This window comes from Bacteroides sp. 14(A), from assembly GCF_000526555.1.
In the GTDB taxonomy this organism is placed as follows: domain Bacteria; phylum Bacteroidota; class Bacteroidia; order Bacteroidales; family Bacteroidaceae; genus Bacteroides; species Bacteroides cellulosilyticus.
The window spans coordinates 1,326,119-1,351,968 of sequence record NZ_JAGH01000002.1 but is presented as its reverse complement, the minus strand read 5'-3'; the positions used below and the strand labels follow the sequence as shown (position 1 = coordinate 1,351,968).

The window sequence follows — 25,850 nt, the reverse complement described above, 5'->3', positions numbered from 1 at the left end:
TGTGCCTATCACTAACCTGACACTAATTATCCCAGTACTAATCATTATATCACTAAACACCTAATCACTATTTTCATGTTATACGAAAGAACGCTCGGCCAATGGCTGGAGCACTGGGCAGAAACCACGCCCGACAAAGAATATATCGTTTATTCCGACCGTAACCTGCGCTTCACCTGGAGCCAGTTCAACCGCCGGGTAGACGACATGGCAAAAGGACTAATTTCTATCGGAGTGGAACGCGGCACCCATGTGGGTATATGGGCCGCTAATGTACCCGACTGGCTTACTCTTTTGTATGCCTGCGCCAAAATAGGTGCCGTTTATGTCACCGTAAACACCAACTATAAACAGGCAGAACTGGAATACTTGTGCGAAAACTCAGATATGCACACCCTTTGCATTGTGAATGGTGAAAAAGACAGCGACTTCGTGCAAATGACTTACACCATGCTGCCGGAACTGAAAACCTGCGAACGCGGACATCTGAAGAGCCAACGTTTCCCGCACATGCGCAACGTTGTTTATGTAGGCCAGGAGAAACATCGCGGTATGTACAATACAGCCGAAATCCTCTTATTGGGTAACAATGTGGAAGACGAATGTCTGAATAATCTAAAAAGTCAGGTAACCTGTCATGATGTAGTGAATATGCAATACACATCCGGCACCACCGGATTCCCGAAAGGTGTTATGCTCACCCACTATAACATAGCTAACAACGGCTATCTGACAGGAGAACACATGAAGTTCACCAGCGACGATAAGTTATGCGTTTGTGTCCCCCTCTTCCACTGCTTCGGTGTAGTACTTGCCACCATGAACTGTCTGACACATGGCTGTACGGAAGTAATGGTGGAACGCTTCAACCCACTGGTAGTTCTCGCCTCCATACATAAGGAACGTTGCACGGCTCTGTACGGTGTACCCACGATGTTCATTGCCGAGTTACACCATCCGATGTTCGATATGTTCGACATGTCCAGCCTGCGCACCGGCATCATGGCCGGCTCACTCTGTCCGGTGGAATTGATGAAGCAGGTGGAAGAAAAGATGTATATGAAAGTTACGAGTGTGTATGGTCTGACAGAAACATCGCCGGGCATGACAGCTTCACGCATTGACGACCCGTTTGATGTTCGTTGCAATACCGTAGGACACGATTTCGAACACACAGAAGTCATGGTGATTGATCCCGAAACCGGAGAAGAATGTCCGGTGGGCGTGCAAGGCGAAATGTGCAACCGGGGCTATAACAACATGAAGGGTTACTATAAAAATCCGCAAGCCACAGCCGAAGTAATCGACAAGAACGGTTTCCTTCACTCCGGTGACCTTGGCGTGAAAGATGAAGACGGCAATTACCGCATCACCGGACGTATCAAAGATATGATTATCCGTGGTGGCGAAAATATCTATCCGCGAGAGATTGAAGAGTTCCTCTACAAACTGGAAGGTGTGAAGGATGTGCAAGTGGCAGGCATTCCATCGAAGAAATATGGCGAAGAAGTAGGTGCTTTCATTATATTGAAGGAAGGAGCGGATATACACGAATCAGATGTACGTGACTTCTGTACCGGTAAAATTTCACGTTACAAGATACCGAAATATGTATTCTTTATTGACGAATTCCCTATGACGGGCAGCGGTAAAATACAGAAATTCAAACTGAAAGATGTAGGGCTACAGCTTTGTAAGGAACAGGGGATAGAGATCATCTGATCTTAATCTCTGGCAGCCCTTCAAAGAACAAAGAACCTGCTCTCTAAAGTATGCAAGAGAGCAGGTTCTTTGGTTCATAATATCTTTAAGTCATCGGCAGCGTAAAGTAGAACGTCGTCCCTATTCCTTCTCCTGAACGTACCCAAATACGTCCACCCATCCGTTCCACCAGCATACGAGAAACAGTCAGTCCCAGTCCGGTCCCTTGCGCAAAGTTATTAATCTTACCGAAACGTTCAAATATCTTAGCCACCCGATTGGCCGGAATACCGATACCCGTATCTTTGACATAGAATTGTACGACATTCCCCCGAAGCTGATAACCGAAATGAATCTCTCCGGACGGAGTAAATTTAGCTGCATTACTTAACAGGTTCATCAGCACCTGCATGATTCGCATCCTATCTCCGATAACATACAGATTCTTGTCAACATCATCCAACGCCATTTTCACACCCTTATTAACTTTCATTCGGTGCCTTTCATATTCTTCAAGACAGGCTGCATACACATTTACTTTCTCCTTAACAAACCCCAAAGAACCCGCCTCCATAGCAGACAAGTCCAGAATATCATTAAACAGACACAACAGCAATTCCGAATTCTGCTCGATAATGTTGCAGTAATCATCCTTGTCTCCATCATGCCCCGGATCAATAACCAATCTTGAAAATCCTACAATCGCATTCAGAGGCGTGCGGATCTCATGACTCATATTTGCAAGGAATGCCGATTTCAAGCGGTCGGATTCTTCAGCTTTTACACGGGCAGCAGCTAACTCACGCTGTGCATTTTCCCGGCTCGTCACGTCCCGGCACATACACAACAAGTATTTATCTCCCAGTGGACATACCAGATTCTCGTAATGATGCATCTCACCTTCAAACTGTAACGAATGCTCTCCTATACTGGGGAAACCGGTACGCACCACCTTTTCCATATTAGCACGAATCTTACGATATTCTGATTCCGGCACTATATCCTTCAAGTTAGGATGCGACTTATCTTTACCGGACAGACCTTCCACGTGATTCGTATCAGGAGAAGAAAGTAGCTCTATGTAGTCCAGGTTACGATCAAAAACCGTCAACATATCAGGGATAGCCTCCAGTATTTCCTTGCCATATTTCTCACGGAAGCGTTCTGGCTCTTCATCCGGACAAGGATCGGTCGGCAGGGAGCGGCTTGCCAGCTGTTCTTCCAGTTCCCGGATTATCTCCAGCAGTTCTTCTTTCGTTTTATCTTTATAATCCCTCATTTCAAGGCAGATATGTTGTAGAGTGTCATTTTCGGGGAGCAAATATAGCATATCTTTTCAATTATATCAACACATATTGCAGGCTTTTATTTAAAAAAAACCAATAGCTTTTGTCCTACTAATCAGAATGTTCTATCTTTGCATCACTTTTTATTTTAAATCATTGATAGATATGTCTAAAGAATTATTCTCTACTCTGCCCTACAAGGTGGCAGACATTACGCTTGCCGACTTCGGTCGCAAGGAAATCGATCTGGCAGAACAAGAAATGCCCGGCCTTATGGCTCTTCGCGAAAAGTATGGAGAAACAAAACCGTTGAAAGGCGCTCGTATCATGGGTTCTCTGCACATGACCATCCAGACAGCGGTACTGATTGAAACCCTCGTGGCACTGGGTGCCGAAGTACGCTGGTGCTCATGCAACATATATTCGACTCAAGACCATGCCGCAGCTGCTATTGCCGCAAGTGGAGTACCTGTATTTGCCTGGAAAGGCGAAACGTTGGCCGACTACTGGTGGTGTACGCTTCAGGCACTGAACTTCCCCGGCGGTAAAGGTCCTACGGTAATCGTTGACGATGGCGGTGACGCTACCATGATGATACATGTGGGATATGAAGCCGAAAGCAATGCTTCTATCCTGGACAAAGAAGTCCATGCAGAAGATGAAATAGAACTGAATACAATTCTGAAGTGCGTACTGGCTGCAGATCCTACTCGCTGGCAACGTGTAGCAGCCGAAGTACGTGGTGTTTCTGAAGAAACGACTACAGGCGTACATCGTCTGTATCAGATGCAGGAAGAAGGTAAATTGCTGTTCCCGGCATTCAATGTAAACGACTCTGTAACGAAATCCAAATTCGATAACCTTTACGGCTGCCGCGAATCTTTAGCCGATGGTATCAAGCGTGCTACGGATGTAATGATTGCCGGTAAGGTAGTGGTAGTCTGCGGATATGGTGATGTAGGTAAGGGGTGTTCACATTCCATGCGTTCATACGGTGCCCGAGTACTGGTTACGGAAGTAGACCCGATTTGTGCTCTGCAAGCCGCTATGGAAGGCTTTGAGGTAGTAACCATGGAAGAAGCCTGCACACAAGGCAATATCTTTGTTACCACAACAGGCAACATCGACATTATCCGTATCGACCACATGACGCAGATGAAGGACCAAGCTATTGTCTGCAACATCGGTCACTTCGACAATGAAATCCAGGTGGATGCGCTTAAACATTATCCTGGTATCAAATGCGTTAACATCAAGCCACAAGTAGACCGCTATTATTTCCCTGACGGACACAGCATTATTCTGTTAGCTGATGGTCGTCTGGTAAACTTGGGTTGTGCCACCGGACATCCGTCATTCGTTATGAGTAACTCATTCACCAACCAGACATTGGCTCAGATCGAGTTGTTCAACAAGAAATACGAAACCGGTGTTTACCGCCTGCCTAAGCACCTCGATGAAGAAGTAGCACGCCTGCACCTTGAGAAAATCGGCGTAAAGCTAACAAAGCTTACTCCCGAACAAGCTGCCTATATAGGTGTGAATGTAGACGGACCGTATAAGGCCGAACACTATCGTTATTAACGAAGTTGAGAGTTGAGAGTTGAGAGTTACTATGCAGCATTATAGTGCAGTAAACTCTCAACTCTCAACTCTCAACTTCATAAAAACTCCGTTTTTATGAAAAAGCTCCTCCCTGACCTCCTGGTCATCTTTATGTTTGCAGTACTTTCATTCGCCTATTTCTTCCCGGCGGATATAGAAAACCGCATTCTTTTTCAACATGACACGGCTGCCGGTGCAGGTGCCGGACAAGAAGCGACTCAATATCGCGAAGAAACTGGTGAGTATACACGCTGGACTAACTCTCTGTTCGGTGGTATGCCGACTTATCAGATAGCCCCCAGCTACGAGTCAACCCAACCGTTGACCTGGGTACAGAAGGTCTACCAACTATTTTTGCCTACGTATGTCAACCTGACATTTATCCTGATGCTGGGTTTTTTCATCTTATTGCGTGCATTCGGTATACCTACATGGTTGGCAGGATTAGGTGGATTAATGTGGGCATTCTCATCCTACTTCTTCATTCTGATATCTGCCGGACACATCTGGAAGTTTATCACGCTGGCTTATATACCACCTACAATAGCAGGTATCGTACTGGCTTACCGGGGTAAATATCTGGCAGGAGGCATTATTACAGCACTGTTCATTGCCCTGCAAATTCTGTCGAACCATGTACAGATGAGTTATTACTTCCTATTTGTCATCCTCTTCATTGTAGGAGCCTACTTTGAAGATGCATGGCGCAACAAGACCTTACCGCAATTCTTCAAGGCAAGCGGTGTGCTTGTTGTAGCTGCGCTGATTGGTATATCCGTCAATCTGTCGAACCTGTATCACACTTATGAATACAGCAAAGAAACCATGCGCGGCAAAAGCGAGCTCGTCGAAACCGGTGACGCCGCCAAACAGACCAGTAGCGGACTGGACCGTGACTATATCACCCAATGGAGTTATGGTATCGGCGAAACCTGGACCTTATTAGTACCCAACTTTAAAGGTGGTGCTTCCGTTCCCCTCGCCCTGAATGAAACAGCCATGGAAAAAGCCAATCCGACCTATGCCGGACTCTACCAGCAACTGTCCCAATACTTTGGTAACCAGCCTATGACGTCAGGTCCTGTATATGTAGGTGCTTTTGTACTATTCCTTTTCATTCTAGGCTGCTTCATCGTCAAAGGTCCATTGAAATGGGCATTAATCGGAGCCACATTCTTCTCCATTGTTCTTTCATGGGGTAAGAACTTCATGCCACTGACAGATTTCTTCATTGATTATATACCCATGTATAGTAAATTCCGTGCAGTATCATCTATCCTAGTTATTGCTGAATTTACAATTCCACTACTGGCTATCTTTGCTCTGAAAAAGATTCTGGACGAACCGGAGGTATTGAAAAAGAAGATAAAGTTCGTTGGTATCAGTCTGGCACTGACTGCCGGTGTAGCTTTGATATTAGCCGTGATTCCAGGAGCTTTCAGTTCAACTTTCGTCCCCGCACAGGAAGCGCAGATGTTGCAGAATGCAGTCAATCAGCAAATGATTCCTGCAAACGAGCTATCCGGTATCCTTTCCAATCTGGCAGAAATGCGTGCTGCAATGGTAAGCGCCGACGCACTGCGTAGCTTCATTATCATTGTAATTGGCTGTGTGTTGCTGTGGCTTTACTATAACGGAAAACTAAGAAAGTCATTCGTAATTGCCGGCATCGCTATTCTCTGTGTAGTAGATATGTGGAGTGTCAACAAGCGTTATCTGCACGATGATCAATTCGTTCCCCGTTCTGCCCAGGTTGACACCTTTAAGAAAACGCAAGCTGATGAAATCATCCTCCAAGACACTGACCTGAATTACCGCGTATTAAGCTTTTCCGGAGATGCATTCAGCGAGAATAAAACTTCTTACTGGCACAAGAGCGTAGGTGGATATCATGCAGCCAAACTGAGACGTTATCAGGAAATGATAGATCGTCATATTTCCCCCGAAATGCAGGCCGCCTATCGGGCTATCGCTACCGCAGGTGGTGAGATGGACAGTGTGGATGCTTCCAAGTTCCGCGTTCTGAATATGCTGAACACGAAGTATTTCATCCTCCCTGCTGGACAAGGACAGACAGTTCCTATCGAGAATCCATACGCTTACGGCAATGCCTGGTTCGTCAACAATGTGGAGTATGTGGACAATGCCAACCAGGAAATTGATGCCCTGAACACCATATTGCCAACAGAGACTGCCGTAGTAGATGCTCGTTTCAAAGATATTCTGAAAGGCATTACCACTGCCCATAAAGACAGTCTTTCCAGCGTGCGTCTGACAAGCTACGAACCGAACCGTCTGATTTATGAAACGAATAACTCTAAAGACGGCGTCATCGTATTCTCCGAAATCTATTACCCGGATGGCTGGATAGCCACCATTGACGAAGAGCCTGCCGACATTGCCCGCGCAGACTATATCTTACGTTCTATGTACGTCCCTGCCGGAAAGCATACCATCGAAATGCGCTTTGATCCGAAGAGCTTGCATGTAACGGAAGGCATCGCTTATGCAGCACTGGCTCTGATGGTGATAGGTATTATGATAATGGTGATTGTATATAGAAAGAAGCTGAGTTCACGCTAACTGTCCATAAAAAGGGCACAAGGTTATATCAGAAATCACCACAGATTACACAGATTCACACAGATTAAGGGAAAATGTTTTTCATATAGATAATCTATGCGAATCCGTGTAATCCGTAGTGAAAAATCAGTATTGAGAACTCAAGAAATCAAATCCAATCATAGCTTAACCGATTTCTTCTTCCCACCATATGAAACCGATTTCGTAAATTTCGTCGACTGAATACTCCCTGTTCCATTCTCCTTATCCACTACAACTATATTGAACTTACGTGATTTCAACATACCGGGAAAAGTACCTTCCCGATCTGCGATATTCAACGTCCGGTTTGCATCATCCCAAGTAAACTTAATGGTTGAATAAGCACCTTTTTCATAGTCATAATTATCGTTTTCATCTTCATACAGCACAAATTCGCCATCAGCTCCGGGATAAATGCGTATCTCCAGATTATTCCATTTCTTCTCCGTAGAATACTGTACTTTCGGCCCAAAAGGAACAATGGAACCCGCACGTACATACAATGGAATAATATCGATAGGAACCTCTTTGGTAACCACCTGTCCACCATTCAATGCTTCTCCCGTCCAGAAGTCAAACCATTTGGTTCCCTTCGGAAGATAAACATCCTGTGTTCCTGTCTTGCTAAAATCTTCATACGGATCTTTCCACTGTTCCTTATCAGAGAATACATACATATTCCTAGTTACAGGAGTCACAAGAAATGCCTTTCCGAACATATACTGATTACTGATAGTGTGTACTTTCTGATCTTCGTTGAAGTCCATGAACAAGGCGCGAAGGAAAGAACCTGCATTATCAGTCACCTGCCATCCTGTTGAATACAGATACGGCAGCAATGCATAGCGCAGATTTATGTATTTCTCTTCCGAATCATACACCCAGTCACCCTTTTTGCCCAGATTGTAGATTTCCTTTTTCACACCACTTCCATGCGAACGCTGCATGGGCAGGAATGTACCATACTGAAACCAACGGGTATACAGTTCATGATAGGCTTTATTTTCAGCTCCACCATGATAAGGCCAGGCAAAGAATCCACCTATATCCGTATTCCAGTAAGGTATTCCCGATAGAGAGAAGTTCAAACCTGTAGGAATCTGCTTACGGAATGTTTCCCAATTACACATTACATCACCCGACCAGGTATTCGCCGCATAACGCTGTTGTCCGGCAAATGCACAACGAGTCAGCAGATACACGCGTTTATTAGAGGTTACGGCACGCTGATGCTCATAAACTCCCTTATTACTCATCAACGGGAAAGCATTTACTACGCTACGATAAGTTCCCATCGCTGTCGGAATATCGAAATCTCTCTCCTGAACATCCAGATGGTCAGGTTCCGTTGAATCTGTCCACCAGGCATCAATTCCTTTACTGAACAGTCCTTTATTCAAGTGCTCCCAATAAATATCACGTGCTTTTTCATTATAAGCATCATAAGCTTTCACTCCCCCGTCCGCAGGCCATGTCTTGAAATTGAATAGAGCATTGATTTTCTCCAAGTCCTTGTACGGATTCGTATCCGGCCCGAATGAAGCCCATATGGAGATCATAATCTTCGCATTTTTCTTCTTCACATGATCAATCATCTTCTGAGGATCAGGGAACTCCGGATTATCGAAATTCATAGAGTTCCAGTTAGAGTTCGGTCCCCAATATTGCCAGTCCTGAACAATTCCATCCAAAGGAATTCCCAGTTCACGGTATTTATCTACAACTTCCATTGTTTCCTGTTGTGATTTGTAACGCTCACGCGATTGCCAGAAACCGAATGTCCACAACGGATACATAGGCGCTTGTCCTGTTAAGTCACGTATCTGCGCTATCACACCATCGGCGTTACCGCCATACATGAAGTAATAGTCCATACATTCTCCCACTTCCGAATCAAAGGACATCTCCTGCGGATTATCTGTATAAGTGGTCGGAGAATAATTATCCCAGAACATTCCATACCCCTTCGTCGACTGAATGATTGGAACACTGGCATGCAATGCACGCTGACGCATGAAATGTTTATGATTGCGCTGATTCAGATCATCAACCTGTTGCTGTCCCAGACCATAGATAGCCTCATCCTTATCCAGCAAAAAGGCCTGACGCACACTAAAAGTCTGATTCCCCGCATCATTGAACGGAGTAAACTGAGCACCATAATCTTTCTCGGTAAACAATGCCTTTCCTTGCTTGTCAAAAAAAGAAATCCGCCCGGTCTCCACATTGAAATCAACGCGTACAGCATTGCTTTTCAGGGAAACGGTTTCTCCTTTCTTCTCGGTCGTTACAGACATGCTTTCAGGACTCTTAACCACAGAAAGGCTTTTCTTTGTAAAGCTACGTCCTTCGGGTGCCTTCACCACACGTACAATTCCAAGGCTGATAAATTGGATCTCAATATCCATTCCCTGCGTAGTACCCGTTATTCCCTGCTTGGTTTGCCGGAAAATCTGTGCCTCGACAGGTAAGATCGACAAGAAAGCCGCAGCCACCAGCATACTACTGATTTTTGAATAAAACTTCATGTTCATGGTTTCTTTTTTACTTGTTTATATTATGAATTACCTAATGAAAATAATCTATCTCAGTTGAGTGACCTCGGAAAATATATAATCATTTCCTTGCCGTGCCTTAACCCCGACTCTTGCATATAAAAATTTAGCAGCATCAGTCACTCCATTATCACTCAGGTCGAAAGTGAATTCATGCTCACCCGGAGTCAGATTGGTGAATGACTTCTCCGCTATCTTCGCAACATTATCCACCAGCTTCGTTTTGGATATATAGATCACCGCCCTGTCAATGGAAGCTGTCTCAACCACCTGGTTTATCTTGCATTTCACTTTTACCACCTTATTCTGAAAATCAATCTCAGTATCCTTGATAAGGAAATAAGGAGTAACCTCAACATCCAATATCTGATTACCTTTGATGTTTACTTCAATCGTATCCTTCCGGGGAATCCAAGGGCCTCTATCCTGCCTCAACACAATCTTATAGAAGCCATTATACATCAAAGAATTAAATTCTCCATCAGAGTTAACAAACAAATTGATGGCTCCCCGATCTTCATACTCAGGTCCTTCCTGATAGGCATACATCATGCAATCATTGTCATAGGCAGTCCCTCTTAATTGTAGTGCTTCACCTTCATAGACAAACCTACCCTTAAACTCACTTTTAGGCTCATCGAAGTTATCCAGCTCGCAACCGGTTACCAGAAACAAGCCAAGGATTAATATAAGGCTATTGATATTCTTCATTTTATTTAATCTAATCGTTAGTTACTATATTACTGTAATGGGTTCTTAACCAGCTTCGGATTCTTGTTAATCCAGCCATCATCAATCGAACCGTAATAACACCGCATGGTGAAGTTCCTTGCATTCGGCGCCATGTAAGATCTGCTTTTCTCGAAAGCCCACTTACCATCATATGGCGAACCGGGTGCATACACCTTATAGGGGAAAAGGGAATACATCTGCGCAGTCGGACTGTCAATGACTCCATTCCATAGAGTATGGGCAAGCCTCCAACGTCTCAAGTCCCACCAACGATGATCTTCAAAAGCAAACTCAACCCTATACTCATTCACTATGTGCTCAAAAGTGATCGTGGATTCCGTCAATTCTTTAATTCCACCACGAGCACGAACTCTGTTTATATATTCGACGGCCTTCACCTTGTTTGTTCCCCCTAATTCATAAGCTGCTTCCGCTGCAATCAGTAAAGCCTCTGCGAAGCGGAAACGGGGATACCACATCTCACTATTCTGCGTATCCGATCCTGCATTGGCGGCTTCATCCAGGAATTTGCGTACCAAGAAACCGGTCTTATTAAACCTGTCGCCTGCCGTTGCCAATGGTCCGTCCAGTGCAGTGATTAGCTGCCCGTCTTCAGTGGTTGCACCTAAAGAGCTGATCTTTGTTTTCCATTGACTCGGATTCTCTGTATCTTTAATCAACAAACCAGCTTGTAGAGCCACCGGCTCACTTCTGTAAAGTGCATTAGGCCATATCACAGTTCCCCACAATCGGGCATCTTTCATTTCGAAAGGCTCTCCCGGATTATCATAGAACACAAAGTTACCATTAGCATCATGCGTCTTTATCTCGGCGTTGCTTCCATCCCTGTTTTCAAAAGATTCCACTAAATTGAGAAGTGCTCCCAGGGCATTTCCCTGTATTCCATCTTTCAAAGAGAAAGGCATACACCAGGCTGTGAAGTTAGTCGTCACCTTATCCGTCACAGATCTGTCCAAAGCCCAAATAACTTCTTTATTATTCGATTTCTGGCATACAGCCTTATAAAAGCTCAATCCTAAATCCTGAGGATCGGAAATCTGCAATTCATAAGGACTGTTTTCTATAACTTCCTCAGCAGCAGCCAATGCAGTCTCATAGTATTTAGTAGCCAAATCAGCCGGAATACCGACTTCTCCATTGTCTGTCTTCAGAGTCGGAGTAATCTTATTACCATAATTTGCAATGGATCCTGCATACACGGCAGCACGTGCCTTCAACATTAAAGCCGCCCATTTATTGGCCCGGGCAGAATTTATAGTCGTTTGTTCGGTCAGCTGGCGGGCAATTTCATCACATTCGCTGATTACATAATCATAGATTCCCGCCTCTGTGGAACGTGGCACCTGATAGGTTTCCACATCTATTCCCGATTCATAATTAAACACCTGGTCTCCAACAAGCGGCATACCGCCCAAAGTACGGGCCATATGGAAATAATGCCAGGCACGCAGGAAACGAGCCTCTCCTTCAAAAGCCTTTTTTTCACTTTCCTGAAGTGCACTACTGCCCCTGACACCCTGTAAAAACAAGTTTACTCGGCGGACAAAGTCATAATCACGGACTCTCCATGAGTTCCGGTCATACTCCGTAAATATCACCCACGGACTTCCATAGCATTTATTAGCTTCGTCCAACTGGTCGTAACTCCCAAAATCCCCATTATTCTGTCCCCAGTTTACTTTGCCATACAAATTTGAAAGTACAGATAATACAAGCTCCTTATCTTCATAAATCATACTCTCAGGTATCACATTTTCAGGTTCCTGATCCAAAAAGGATTCCGAACAACCGGCAGCCCCCATTAAGAAAAGGGCGGATATGATTATCAATTTTATTTTTGTCATCTTGATGCGTATAAAGGTAATTAAAAATCAACGGAAAAACCAAAGTTCACTACTTTCATATTCGGATAGGCCATACCGTTCTCCGCCGTAATTTCAGGATCGATATCAATATCAATATTCTTCAGAGCGAACAGGTTTTGCCCTGAAACATAGAAACGGCAACGGGAAATCCCGACTTTTGAAGTCCACTTTTGAGGTAGAGTATAACCTATCTCCACATTTCTCATCTTCAGATAAGTCATATTGGTATACCAGAAATCACTGGGCCAATGTGTGCAGTCACTATTATTCCGGGTACGTAGAGCCAACGGGTATTTGCCGATATTAAAACCACTGTCAGCATCCCAGATATCCACAAGTCTGGTTGAGTTATCCCAAAGGTATTGAGAGAGATTCTTATTAGGATCGAAATATCTCAGGAATCCCTGTTGAACATATGTATAGGCTGTTGCTCCTACAAAATCTGCACGGAAATCAATTCCCTTCCAATCCAGAGCCAGATTAAATGCAAAGTTCACCCACGGTGTTCCTCCTTTACGATAGCCTATCGGACGCCAGTCGGCATCATTAATCAAACCGTCACCATTCATATCCTTATATTTGGCATCACCCGGTTTCAACGTAATATTTCCCTGATGGTCCTGGTCAACAGGATGGTTTGCAATCTCCTCCCAACTCTGGAATTGTCCATCCGAAACGAGTGAGAACTCCACATCCGTATAACGTCCCTTTATATTTCCTGCCTGATAACGGAACTTTTGCCATTCACTGGAGAATCTAGGCTTGTATCGGTCTCCCACATACCAGCGTGAATAAGTAACGTTACCTCCTACCGTATAATTCACATCTCCGATTCGGTCCCTCCAATTCACAGAGGCGTCGAATCCCCTGGCATAATTAGAGTTCAGGTTTTCCTGAGGCAGTGAGAATCCCACTTCTTCCGGAATCTGCACATCATAACGGCTTGCCAGCAATCCGGTCTGATCTCTGTTGAAATAGTCAAAAGAAGCATTCAGGCGATTATCCAGGAACCCCAGGTCAATGCCGATATTCAGTATCTTAGATTTACCCCATGTAATATTATCGGTAGCCAATCCTGTAACAGTACTGCCTGTAACCAGTCCTCCATCGATCACAGCACCACCGCTATTATAATTATAGCCTACAATATGACTTAAGGCCGTACCCAATTCTTCACCTAACACACCATACGAAGCACGGATTTTCAGATTGGTGATATTGTCTTTCAGGAAATCGACATCCTGCCAGAACTTCTCTTCCGTAACCCGGTAACCGATAGAAGCCGACGGGAAGAATCCCCAACGTTTACCCCGTTTATAACGATAAGAGCCATCATATCTGCCGGATAATTCTATGATGTACTTATTTGCGTAGTCGTAGTTCAGGCGACCTATATATCCCATACGTGTCTGCGGGTTACCAATGCCATCGGTAAAATTAGACAGACTGGTTTTATCGATATAAGGGATTCCGTTTGCCGGAGGATTTCCCAATGCATACATTCTTGGATAAGTGCCTTTCTTTGCCTCAAAGCCCACAACGGCATTTACATGATGGAGTGCAAACGTATTTTCATACGACAGCTGAATATTGGAAGTCAGTTCTTCTTTCATCTCCATACTTCTTTCTGTATAACGTGCCGTACCTGTTTCCACTACATTGTAGACATCACTCTCTTTATCATACTCATAGAATTTATAGGAGTATTCCCGGTTCGACTGTCTTCTGTTTGCCAGCCAATAGCTGAACAGTCCTCTTGCCTTCAGGCCTTTCAGTATTTCATATTCGGCAGTACCGTTAATCTGAATAACCTTCCACTGATCCTTATAACTTCCTGCATGTTCGTAATTCATCCATCCGAAACTGTCTTGTGCCCAAGGTGCCGATATAGCCGGATACTTAGGATTATTATTGGCATAAGGCTTTTTAGTCGGCAAGTTATTATAAGCTCCATAGATAGGCAGATTGTAGTCGTCACCCGGCAACCCCGGATTATCGGTAGTCTCTATGCGTCCGTTGATTGCTACACCGACTTTGAACCTGTTCGTAATATCAATGTCGATATTAGACTGCATATTGGTTCTGTTGAAGCCCTTAAAACCTCTGATATTCCCTTCCTGATCGATATGTCCCAAGCTCAGATAATATCTGACTTTCTCCGTGCCACCGGATACATTTGCATTTACATAAGACTGCGGCGCACTCACCCAAATGTACTTATACCAGTCGAAAGAAGTATGGTCTTCGTCAACCTTATCCACCCATTTCTGGTACTCTTCTTTCGTAACGGTTCTCGGAGTTCCATTTATAGTTTCAGTCTGTATGATAGCCGCCAGATAATCTTCTGCCGAAGCGGGTTTTGGATAGTTGGAAGGTAACTGCCATCCATAATACCCATTCACATTGACCTTTAACTTTTGATTCTTCTGTCCTCTTTTGGTAGTAATTACCACTACACCATTAGCGGCCTGCATACCATAAATAGCCGCCGAAGCATCTTTCAGTACGGAAACAGATTCGATATCATTGAAGTCCAGGTTATTCAGGTTACCGGAATCTTTCTGCACACCGTCAATAATGATTAAGGGTGTTCCCATGTTTCTGATCTGGATATTGGGAGCGGCACCCGGACGTCCGTTATCCTGACGGAAGTTTACACCGGGGAGCTTACCTACCAGTGCACCTGTAGCCGTTACCGACTTTGCATGTGCCAATTCCTGTGCACCCACAGAAGAAATTGCACCCGTAACGGAAGCCCTCTTCTGGGCAAGTCCAAAACCGGTGACTACCACTTCATCCAGCAACATACTATTTTCTTTCAGCGTCACAACAATATTGTTTTTGCCGGACACCGGAACTGTTTGGGTGATATATCCTATAAAAGAGATAGTCAGGACATCATTAGAACGAACCGACAGTTTAAAATTACCTTCCACATCGGTTATTGTACCATTCTTACTTTTCTGAGCAACTACACTGGCTCCTATCACAGCTTCCCCCTGATCATCCACAACAGTTCCGCTGATATTTATATTATTCTGTGCAGCCACATGAACAAAACTCAGAAGGACAATCAGTGAAAGTATCAGCTTCTTAAGATTCGATTCCGGTAAACGATACCGGTAGTTTGGTGTTAAAAACAGATTATGATTTTTCATGCATTAAATGATTCATAAAACGGTTAATTAATTGAAGTTAGAAATAAAGGTAAAAAACATGATACGACTTTTAAGGTGCATTTTCCATGGCAATTGATTTATGGGTTAATACTCGGTTATTTCAATTGCAAAGTACCGGGAAGACGACTCTGAGTAGGGGTCAGCTCGTTGCTTTTTAAGGTACATTTCGTTGTTTTCAAAGGAAAAATGCACAGTAGGCAAGGTTTTTACCTGAATCTTGCCACCATGATGGCAAGGGTTTGCCAACTAACTGGCAAAAACCGGCATGCAATAAGATACGACTAATTACACTAATTGGGATGGAAATGAATCAACTCTCCCCAGTCATATTAGTCTTATATTGGGAAGGCGTTACACCAAACGCCTGTTTGAAGTACTTTGTGAAATATTTAGGAGTATTGAAACCAACCATATCAGCCACTTCACCTACCTGATATCCCTTATTCAGTAATTGAGCAGCATGCTTCAAACGAATGGAACGGATAAAATCAGAAGGAGTCTGGCCGACAATTGCATTCAATTTACGATATAGTACCGTACGCTCCATCCCAACATCAGCACTCAGCTTCTCTACCGAATATTCGGGATTATCTATATTCTTTTGAATCAATGCGCAGACCTTCTCTATAAACTGCTCATCAATAGAAGTGATGGTAACCTCTCCCGGATTAATATTTATTCCCTGTGAAAAAGATTTCTGACGGGCTTTCTCTTCGTTTATCAGTTTCTGTATTCTCAATAGCAGAATATCCAAATTAAACGGCTTGGATATATACTCATCCGCACCTGATTCGTACCCGAACAATTTACTTTCGTCCGTAGAACGGGCAGTCAGTAATATGACAGGGATATGCGACACCTGTATATTGGACTTGATGCGTTTACATAACTCAAGTCCATCCACTTTCGGCATCATAATATCACTGATTATCAAATCGGGAAACTTTGTTGTGGCAATCCGTTCTCCTTCTTCCCCATCACCAGCTTCCAATACATTGTATTTTTTGGAAAGCAGTTCAAACATATAATGCCGGAATTCTTTGTTATCTTCCACCAGAAGTATAGTGTACTCTTTATCTGTTTGCAAGTCCTGATCACTTTCCGCATCAGGGTTCAATTCATCCCCGATGAAAGTATCTTCCACTTCCGGTAACTCCGTATCCACTTCTACATCAGTACGCACAGGTAGATATACAGTGAACAAACTGCCCTTATTTACTTCACTCTCCACTTCTATCTTTCCGGAATGCAACTCTACATACTCTTTCACCAGATGAAGACCAATTCCACTGCCTATTTTATCTTCTTCCTCTTTCACCTGATAGAAACGCTCAAAAATATGGGAAAGATTCTTTCGTGGAATCCCTGTTCCGGTATCTTTCACGCAAAGACGGAAATACTGTACCCCGTCCGATTCCTTACAAGTATCGAAAGTTATCGTCACCCTGCCTCCTGCAGGTGTGAACTTGAATGCATTAGACAATAGATTATTCAGTACCTTTTGTATCTTCTCACGGTCGAAACTTATATATAAATCTTCTGTAATCTTATCATCTATCTCAAAAGAAATCTCCTTTTCCTGAGCCAGATAATCAAAAGAGGACTTTATCGAAGACACAAACTCCGCTATATTCCCCTTAACAAGAAACAGCTTCTCGCCATGAACTTCCAAACGTCTGAAGTCCAGCAATTGATTGACGAGGTTCAGCAGTTCTTTGGAATTACGGTAAATGGATTGTAATCTCTTCTTCAAGGCCATGTCGCCGACTTCCTTAATAAGAGATTCCAATGGGGTTATGATCAGAGTCAGCGGTGTGCGGAATTCATGGCTTATATTGGTAAAGAAGCGGAATTTCATTTGATTCAGTTCTTCTTCCTGAGCTTTTTGCAACTTCCTCTTATTCATTCGCAAATAACTGGAAAGGGCCCAATATATGGAAAGGGCAATCAACAGGCAATAAATGAAATAAGCCAAAGGAGTTTTCCAATACGGGTCCTTTACAATGATTTGTATAGTTGCACAACTGCTTCCCCACTGCTTACTGTTGTTTGCCGCATATACTTCCAGATCATACGTACCCGGAGGAAGATTGGCATAAGAGGCAGTTCCTGTCCCTGTGGGAGAAACTATTTCATGCCACTCCTTATCCAACCCCTTCAGCCGGTAACGATAGTGAGTCTGTGATCTATTGATATAATTCAGTGCAGAGAAATCAAACGATACAAAGTTCTGGTCATAATTCAAGATAATCTTTTGAGTTGCGCTTACAGGCTCGCTCAATAGTATATTGCCATCATAAGCCTTATCCATCTCCACCTTTTTCCCGAAAAGATGAAAGCTCACGAAGAGAGGCTTCATATCCTGTTTTACCGGAGGCAGTTTATTAATTCGGAATTCGTTGAAACCATCAATTCCTCCCATCAGAATCACATCATCCTTCGTTACATATACGGATCTTTCCAGGAATTCCCGTTCTATCACTCCATCACTATGGTTAAAGTTGGAAAAAGAGTATTCTGTTCTTCCTCCTTCCTGAACTACATTCACACAAGATATTCCATAAGAAGTGGTAATCCACATCACGTGGTGACGATCTTCGGATATTGCCTGTATACTATTGTTTACCAGACCATTCTCCATATAAAACATCCTGATCTCTTCATTCTTTGGATTCCAGACTATCAGGCCATCCTGTGTGGCAAGCCAAATCAGGTTACGGCTATCTACGTACAAATCAGAATAACGATGGATATCATAGAAATCTTGCCAAGCCTTTTTATCTTTAAACACCGGTGCAGTCAGAACCTGATTTTTATAATCATAGGTAAACAGTCCTAAATTGCAGATTCCTATCAGCATACCCTCTTTATAATTCCTGATCTGCGAAACGGAGTTGATTTGTCGTCCTTCACTTTCTGCTATCTTCTTAAGTTCTCCGGTATCAGGATTCAAAAGACACAGGCCATCTATATATGAACAGATATACAGGTTCTTATCCGGTGCTTCAAATACCTTCGCCACATCACGTACAGGATAACTTCTGCTCTTTCCATTCTGAATACAGAATAATGCCTCAACCGATGAAAGCCATATCCGCTGCCGGCTATCTTTAGTTAACCCATTGCATCGTAAATTGCGGGGTAATCCTGCCTCAACAGACAATTTGCTCTCAGATAAAGAGTACCGTAAAAGTCCCTGGCGGGTACCTACCAAGATTTCGCCATGAGTATCTTCTACAAAACACGACACACTAACTTCCCCATTCTGATCAATATTAGGGAAGAACACTTTACCTATATTTTTGAATTTAAAGCGGTTAGGATGGTAATAACATATTCCCCTGTCCAAAGTCCCGATCCAAGTTCCTCCCTGATTATCATTAAAGACTGTGCTGACTTCCGTTTTTATCTCTTTACCATCTACAAATTCCAGCGTAGGGATAAATTGTTTGTTTTGCAGCTTTTCATCACATACCCACAGGCCAGCCTGACTGGTGATCCATATATCGTGTTCTTTACCTACAGAAAGCACATTCAGCCTATATTCAGTCTCTAATATCACTTCCCACTTACGCAGTTCAATATCAAACCGTAAAGCTTCAGTCTTTCGCCCATTCATCAAATAGTACAAGTACTTCCCCCGAGGGACAACCAACAGGGTAGCAGACCTATCCTGCTTTTCAACCAGTGCATATTCCCGGTATAATTCTCTGGATGTTTCCAGATCATAACAGACCATGAGGCTTGAATTGTAGAACAAGAAAACTTGCCGGTTTATTACCGCAATATCCAGAAGCCTGTCACGTACATCTCCGTTCGTTGAAACATCCTTCAGAAACTCAACTGTCTTTCCCCCGGCATAATCCCTGTACAAGAGTACATCATCATCCGTCAGCATCCAATAATTACCTGACTCATCTACAAAGAAGTTCACTAGCGTCCCCTTTACACCATAAGACTTAAACAGATCGTCCAAATGCTGTTCAAAGCATTCTTCATTGATGTTGATGGCCATTAGTTTATACCAGTCTTTGATATAAATATAGTCCTCATTCACATAAATGCGATGATGCCCAACATAGTCATTAAGAGGAATTATGTTACTTTTATTATAATGAAAATATTGAAAAGAAGTTCCATCGTAGATGCTAACGATCTCATTGGCATTGATTGCAATGCGCCCATCCCGCAATTGAATGATATTGCGGACTCTGTTACCCGAAAGTCCGTCACTGCAATCAATGGGAGTAAACGCATAGTGATCTTGTGCATGAAGCGAGGAGCTGAGCAGTAATATGATAAACAGCAAATACTTCCCTATTCTTATTTCACAGTTTTTGTTTTTCATATTATTAATGTCGGTAGATTCAATACAAAAGTAGAGAAAAATCTTATAGCACTACTAAAATGATGCAAAAGAAAACCGCCTTATCCCTCAGTGGAATAAAACGGTTTCCTCTACCAACAGCTACATGAAAGTAGCTTTAAACAAACTAATACCTAAATCTATTTACCGGTTAGGAGTATTCCAAGCCTTTGTTTCATCACAATACACCGTCAAAACCTGATCACCGACCTGTACTTTAAAACTTCCCTCTTCCAGTCTCCATTTCCCATCCAGATCTACAAATGCCAGATCTTCTGCTTTTACTTCCATTGTCACGGTTTTCTTTTCTCCCGGAGCCAGTTCCACTTTATGGAATGCCCGCAAACGACGTACATCGGGAGTCAGGGAAGCTATTTCGTCACTGGTAAAAAGCAATATGGACTCTTTACCCCTACGCTCTCCATCATTAGTTATATCAACAGAGAAAGACAATACATCAGCAGGTTTAAAATGACTCTTGTCTACTTTCAGATTGGAGTAAGTAAAAGTTGTGTAGCTCAGCCCGTAACCAAATGCCCATTGCACAGACATTACTGCATTATAATTATAAGCTCCTTCCATAGTATCCATACTTTCACAAGGTTTGTGGTCATAATTAGCCAGTGAGTGTACATAACGAGGATATGTATAAGGCAGCTTACCACTCGGACTTACATCTCCATACAGCACCTTGGCTAAAGCATCCCCTCCATAGTTGCCCGGCAGATAAAGATGTACAACTGCTTTCGCCAAAGGTTCTATCTCTGAAATGATACGGGGACGGCCTTCATTCAAAACCAGTATAACAGGTTTTCCGGTAGCAGTCAAAGCCTTTGCCAACTGCAACTGATTGCGGGAAAGAGTCAGATCCGAAAGATTTCCGGGAGTTTCAGCATACGAGTTTTCACCAATACACAGCAAGATATAATCAACTTTCCGGGCAGCTGCGACCGCCTTCTCTATTTCCGGCTTATTCTCTTCCCAATAAAGGATATCAATAGTGGGCGGATCAGCAGTCTTATAAGTTACTCCCGGTTCATAAGATATCCGGGCATGACCAGCTCGTTGAATCACCGCTTCCAAGATCGTATTGTATTCTCCGGCATATACGTCAGCCTTCTCCCCTTGCCAGGAGAGGGTCCACCCTCCATTAAGTGTACGCATCGAATTAGCATTAGGACCGACTACCAGTACCTTAGCTCCCGTTTGGAGAGGCAAGATACCACCTTCGTTCTTCAGCAAAGTAATGGACTCTTCCGCAGCCTTTCTGGCAACAAGAGCATGTTTGTCACTTCCGAAATCAGGATATTCCGAAGGACTCCAATAAGGACGCTCAAACAAATTCAGCCGAAACTTCATCCGCAGGATACGGCGAACTGCATCGTCAATACGTTCCATAGATACTTCTCCTTCCTCTACCAAATTTTTCAGATCAATGCAAAAGCTCCATTCGTAAGGAGTCATTGCCATATCGATTCCTGCATTGATTGCCAACTTAATAGCCTCTTTAGCCGAACCACAGATTTTATCGCGCTGATAAAGATTATTAATATCCGCCCAGTCAGTAACAATTACTCCGTCCCAATTTAAGTCTTCTTTGAGCCATTCGGTCAGTAAAGTGTAGTTAGCATGAAAAGGAAGACCGTTGTTTAAAGCCGAGTTCACCATAACAGATAACGCACCCGATTGAATCGCATTCAGGAATGGTTGGAAATGCCGTTCGCGTAAATCCTGTTCGGATATACTGGAAGGAGTCCGGTCTTTACCGGAAACCGGAACCCCATATCCCATAAAATGTTTAAGGCACGAGGCTACCTGACTATCCCCTATCTGATTCGGATTATCTCCCTGATATCCCTTTATACATGCCATTCCCATCTGAGATGCCAGATACACATCTTCTCCATACGTCTCATAGATTCTCGACCAGCGGGCATCACGTCCCAGGTCCAATACCGGAGAGAAATTCCAGGGGGCATTCCCCGCCTTGGTTTCGTAGGCTGCTATCTGAGCCCCTTCATACACTAGTTGGGGATTAAAAGTTGCCGCCATACCAATCTCATGCGGAAACATTGTGCCGCCTATTGTGAAAGTGGTACCATGCATCTGATCGATACCGTAAACCAAAGGGATACCGGTTTCCTCAATGGCAACTTTCTGTAACCCCGAGATAATAGACGCCCACTTGTCTACAGTTTGAGGAACGTTGGAAGCAGTATTCAGGATGGAACCCACTTTATATTTCCTCAACACCGTATCTACTACAACCGGATCCAGTTCCAACGGGAAAGTAGTATGATAGACATTATCCCCTTTGGTCACCACGTCAAGTGTCAACTGTGTCATCTGGCCGATTTTCTCTTCCAGCGACAAACTCTTCAGAAGACTGTCCACCTTAGCCTCCAGCTGCTTATCTACCGGAATAGCCGGAGTTGCGTTGTTTTCCGGATGCTTGCAGGAAGTAAATAATAAAGTGGTCAGGGTACAGACTATCAAAGTTGGTCTCAAATATCCTCTCATAACTATTTCACAGTTAAGTTTTCAACAAATTCATTGATTTCCAAATCTTCCCTAACCATCTTCTCACCATTGATTATAACATTTTCAATAGTAACATCCCTGGTCAAACGCTCGCTGTCAAACCCTTTTACAAGCGATTTTCCCACTTTATTGCGCCCGGGATATTCGGGGTTATAGAATATATTACGGATAGTCACATCTTCAATGGTCCTTCCCGGTACCAGATTGTCTTCACCCGTATTCTGCTGTACGGCGAAGTAGAAGAGCTTGCCTTCCTCTATATTTTCCACTCGGAAGTCTTCAAACAACAATTTCCTGACAGTATTATTGTCGCCACACGTCACAGCAAAGCATCCCTGATAAATAGGAGATAATTCATGATGATCCAGGACATCAATATTTGTAAAAGTCAGATTCTCTATTGTATCACCACCGGGGCGTGTAGCATCTCCATGAGTACCGATATTAATAGGATGCGCATTATCGGCCCAAAGAACAGAATTCCGCACACTGATATTACGGCTGTCTCCCAAAGAGCCCTGACGACTGGCATAAATGGCAATGCAATCATCACTATTCCGCATATAGAGATTATCAATAGTGATATCACTGCTGCTGCGCATATTGATACCGTCCCCCCAGATGATACTTGAAAAGCTTTTCAGATTCCTGATAGTAACATCGGTAGTCTGCCCAACCAGAATACTGGCACCATTAGGGTCTACGATGGTGATTCCGTCAATCTCAACATGTTTTGAGTTCTCAACGATGATGGCATGATTCTTCGGCTGCCTGATTTGCCCACGGCCTATGACACGTACATTTTCCACATTGGCAATTTTAAGACTATAAGTCAGGATGGCATCCTTGTCTAAATAGACAGTAGTGTTACCGGGTATCCAGACAATATCATCGTTGGAATTACCATGTTCACCGGGACCCAAATACATGACTCCTTCAGTATCCGGAAAGACTTGTTCCTCCGCTGCCTTGTCCGCAAAAAGTTGCAGGTTACCAAATCGGTCGTCATTGAATTCAATGCTCAGGTAAGCAGGATTATCCAGATTGAAATAAATACTGTTTCCTTCCTGAGTATATGCTATATTCTTATCGGTCGGCCGGATGTTTACTTTCCGTATAGACTTTTCTCCATAAGTCACCATCACTTCCATTGCGGAGGTCATATCGAACTGTACAAAGTAACTGGTACGTACATTATGCTTATCCACGGTGGCGGTTTTGACTTGGAGCGCCTGCCATTCCTGACTGTTTCCTACTTTTCTGACTTTCACTGTATACTTCTCCTGAGAGGGCTGTGGGGACAGCGTCCCAGGGATATCCGGATCGGTGCAAGCGGCACAAGCGGTCAGGATAAATACAAAGGAAAGTACTATAATGGTACTGAATAATTTCATTGGATTATTTAAGTTATAAATTAAAAACTACATGATGTATAAGGAATCATCACAGATTTATTATTTCCAGAACGGATTCTGCACCAAATTAGGATTGATATCCATTTCCGACTGCGGCACCGGGAACCAATAGTTCTTTTTCTGGAACGAACGGGTCTGGTATCTGGTACGCACAAAATAAGCATCCGGATCATTCTTGTCATCGCTCAACTTGGAACCGAAATAATTCATTCCGTAGAAGTCTCTGTTAAGTATTTCTTCACCTATTTTCAAGCGACGGATATCCATATAACGGATACTGGATTCACAACACAATTCCACACGACGTTCCTTATAAATGGACTGACGCACTTCTTCCTGTCCCTGGGGTTCGGTTATCATACCGGCTCCAGTACCATATTCCGGAATACCGGCACGCACACGGATAAGATTGACGTATTTCATTATATCCGGATTGCCGGGATCACATTCGTTCAAAGCCTCAGCATAATTCAGATAGGCTTCCGCCAAACGATAATTTACAGCTGGACGATAAGGAAACGTAACGTTCACATTATCCCTGTCCGGATGCGCCAATTTATTCTGCAAATAGCCATTTCTTGGTGCATCCATAGAGATACCTCCATCCTGTTCTCCCTTCAGGAACATGGTCTGACGACCTCCTTCGGCCGTCTTACTGAACCAGGCACGATTATAAAGAACGGCAATATAGAAACGTGCTTCCCTGTGACAATACATATTGTAAGCACCCGCCATGGTGACCTGCCCCGGATTTACATTTCCCTGACACTCCTGCCACCCGGTATTCCTTACTTCAGGCTCTGTTGAGAATCCGGTTTCAGTATAGCCGGATGCCGGGTTAATGATCGGTTTTGAATAGTCATTATTTTCATAACCCAGGATAGGCGACAATCCGTTTTCCATGAAAAAGGCATCCACCAAGGATTGTGTTACTCCGTAAGAACCTGCACCGGGTACACTGCGAGGAATACTCCAACGGTCGATGGCTCCGTAATCGCCCGGATTGGGGTTTGCAAAAAGTATTTCCGTATTTCCTGCCGATTCCTTTGTCATCAGAATACCCCGGCATGAGAGGAAAGGATCTACCGTTCCGTCCGGATTGTAGACCGTATACAACTTCTTACCGGCGGCATGGGCAGCATCAATCAATTCCTTAGCCGCATTGGCTGCACGTTGCCAACGATTGACATCATATTCAGAATAAAAGAGTTCTTCACCATTGGGATTTTTATGATTCATGTAGTCCTTGTTTCCATTCAGTAAGGGAGACGCAGACAACAAGAGAAGGCGTGAACGCACTGCCAGACACATCAGTGAGGTAGCTCTGCCATACAGAGTAGGATTTGTATAACTTGCCGGCAAACCTTTCGACACTTCCAGTAACTCGTTATCTACCCAGTCTATAACCTGGTGTACAGGTACCTGCTGCATCATAAGTACATCATACGGAGCATCCAGATCAATCGGTTCGGCTGTAAACGGTACGGCTCCATAGAACTCTACCAACAATGCATAATAATAGGCAATCAGGAATCTTGCTTCCAATTTCATACGCTCCGCTTCCTCGACTGTCAGATTCTGGTTCTCAATAGGTTTCACGTTCTGTATAAAGATCTGTGCCTGACGTATTTTCTTAGGTAGTACTCTCCAATAATCATTATTATCTTCCGAACTTGGGTTCCAGTTACCCATTTGCTTACCCACGATGTCATAAGCGAACCAGCCTGTCCACTCGGCATGCGGTGCCATATCATCGCTCAGAGGTCCTTCCTGATGGTAATTGATAAACGTATTCGGGACACTTGAATAGATTGCAGAAAGCCATTCCAACGTATTCTGTCTATTATTGAACACCTTTTCCAACGTCAGCATATCATCCGGTTCCTTATCAAGGAAATCCGTACAGGAACTGAACGTCAACATAGCGATAAATAAAAATGTGATGTATTTCATATTCTTTTTCTGTTTTAATTGTTTTAT

The 25,850-nt window shown here is 43.6% G+C and carries 12 protein-coding genes; 3 read left to right on the top strand and 9 right to left on the bottom strand.

Features of this window, described 5'->3' with window-relative positions:
* Window positions 1-75: 75 nt before the first annotated feature.
* A complete protein-coding gene (locus K429_RS0112420) occupies window positions 76-1,722 on the top strand; it encodes an AMP-binding protein (RefSeq protein ID WP_007219290.1) in 1,647 nt (548 codons plus the stop codon).
* 85 nt (window positions 1,723-1,807) lie between these two features.
* Here the strand turns inward: K429_RS0112420 and K429_RS0112415 are convergent, their stop codons facing one another.
* A complete protein-coding gene (locus K429_RS0112415) occupies window positions 1,808-2,980 on the bottom strand; it encodes a PAS domain-containing sensor histidine kinase (protein ID WP_026367129.1) in 1,173 nt (390 codons plus the stop codon).
* 172 nt (window positions 2,981-3,152) lie between these two features.
* Here K429_RS0112415 and ahcY point away from each other — a divergent pair, with 172 nt between their 5' ends.
* Both ahcY and K429_RS0112405 read left to right on the top strand, forming a co-directional pair.
* On the top strand, window positions 3,153-4,571 hold the full coding sequence (gene ahcY / locus K429_RS0112410; protein ID WP_026367128.1) for an adenosylhomocysteinase: 1,419 nt from the start codon (window positions 3,153-3,155) through the stop codon (window positions 4,569-4,571).
* A 96-nt stretch (window positions 4,572-4,667) separates the two neighbouring features.
* Complete coding sequence (locus K429_RS0112405) at window positions 4,668-7,175, top strand: YfhO family protein (protein ID WP_026367127.1); 2,508 nt, start codon at window positions 4,668-4,670, stop codon at window positions 7,173-7,175.
* 158 nt (window positions 7,176-7,333) lie between these two features.
* Here K429_RS0112405 and K429_RS0112400 read toward each other — a convergent pair whose 3' ends face one another.
* The 8 genes from K429_RS0112400 to K429_RS0112365 all read right to left on the bottom strand — a co-directional run bounded on the left by K429_RS0112400 (window position 7,334) and on the right by K429_RS0112365 (window position 25,823).
* Window positions 7,334-9,730, bottom strand: coding sequence for a TIM-barrel domain-containing protein (locus K429_RS0112400; protein ID WP_081750875.1), 2,397 nt, complete (start codon window positions 9,728-9,730; stop codon window positions 7,334-7,336).
* A 48-nt stretch (window positions 9,731-9,778) separates the two neighbouring features.
* Window positions 9,779-10,462, bottom strand: coding sequence for a DUF3823 domain-containing protein (locus K429_RS0112395; RefSeq protein WP_007211804.1), 684 nt, complete (start codon window positions 10,460-10,462; stop codon window positions 9,779-9,781).
* A 29-nt stretch (window positions 10,463-10,491) separates the two neighbouring features.
* On the bottom strand, window positions 10,492-12,348 hold the full coding sequence (locus tag K429_RS0112390) for a RagB/SusD family nutrient uptake outer membrane protein (protein ID WP_026367125.1): 1,857 nt from the start codon (window positions 12,346-12,348) through the stop codon (window positions 10,492-10,494).
* 20 nt (window positions 12,349-12,368) lie between these two features.
* A complete protein-coding gene (locus tag K429_RS0112385; protein ID WP_026367124.1) occupies window positions 12,369-15,527 on the bottom strand; it encodes a TonB-dependent receptor in 3,159 nt (1,052 codons plus the stop codon).
* Window positions 15,528-15,858: 331 nt separating this feature from the next.
* On the bottom strand, window positions 15,859-19,896 hold the full coding sequence (locus K429_RS0112380; protein WP_026367123.1) for an ATP-binding protein: 4,038 nt from the start codon (window positions 19,894-19,896) through the stop codon (window positions 15,859-15,861).
* A gap of 162 nt (window positions 19,897-20,058) precedes the next feature.
* Window positions 20,059-22,434, bottom strand: a complete 2,376-nt coding sequence (locus K429_RS0112375; protein ID WP_026367122.1) for a glycoside hydrolase family 3 N-terminal domain-containing protein — start codon at window positions 22,432-22,434, stop codon at window positions 20,059-20,061.
* Between the two features lie 2 nt (window positions 22,435-22,436).
* Window positions 22,437-23,849: a glycosyl hydrolase family 28 protein gene (locus K429_RS0112370; protein ID WP_026367121.1), complete on the bottom strand. Its 1,413-nt coding sequence runs from the start codon at window positions 23,847-23,849 to the stop codon at window positions 22,437-22,439.
* Between the two features lie 60 nt (window positions 23,850-23,909).
* A complete protein-coding gene (locus tag K429_RS0112365) occupies window positions 23,910-25,823 on the bottom strand; it encodes a RagB/SusD family nutrient uptake outer membrane protein (protein WP_026367120.1) in 1,914 nt (637 codons plus the stop codon).
* Window positions 25,824-25,850 lie beyond the last annotated feature (27 nt).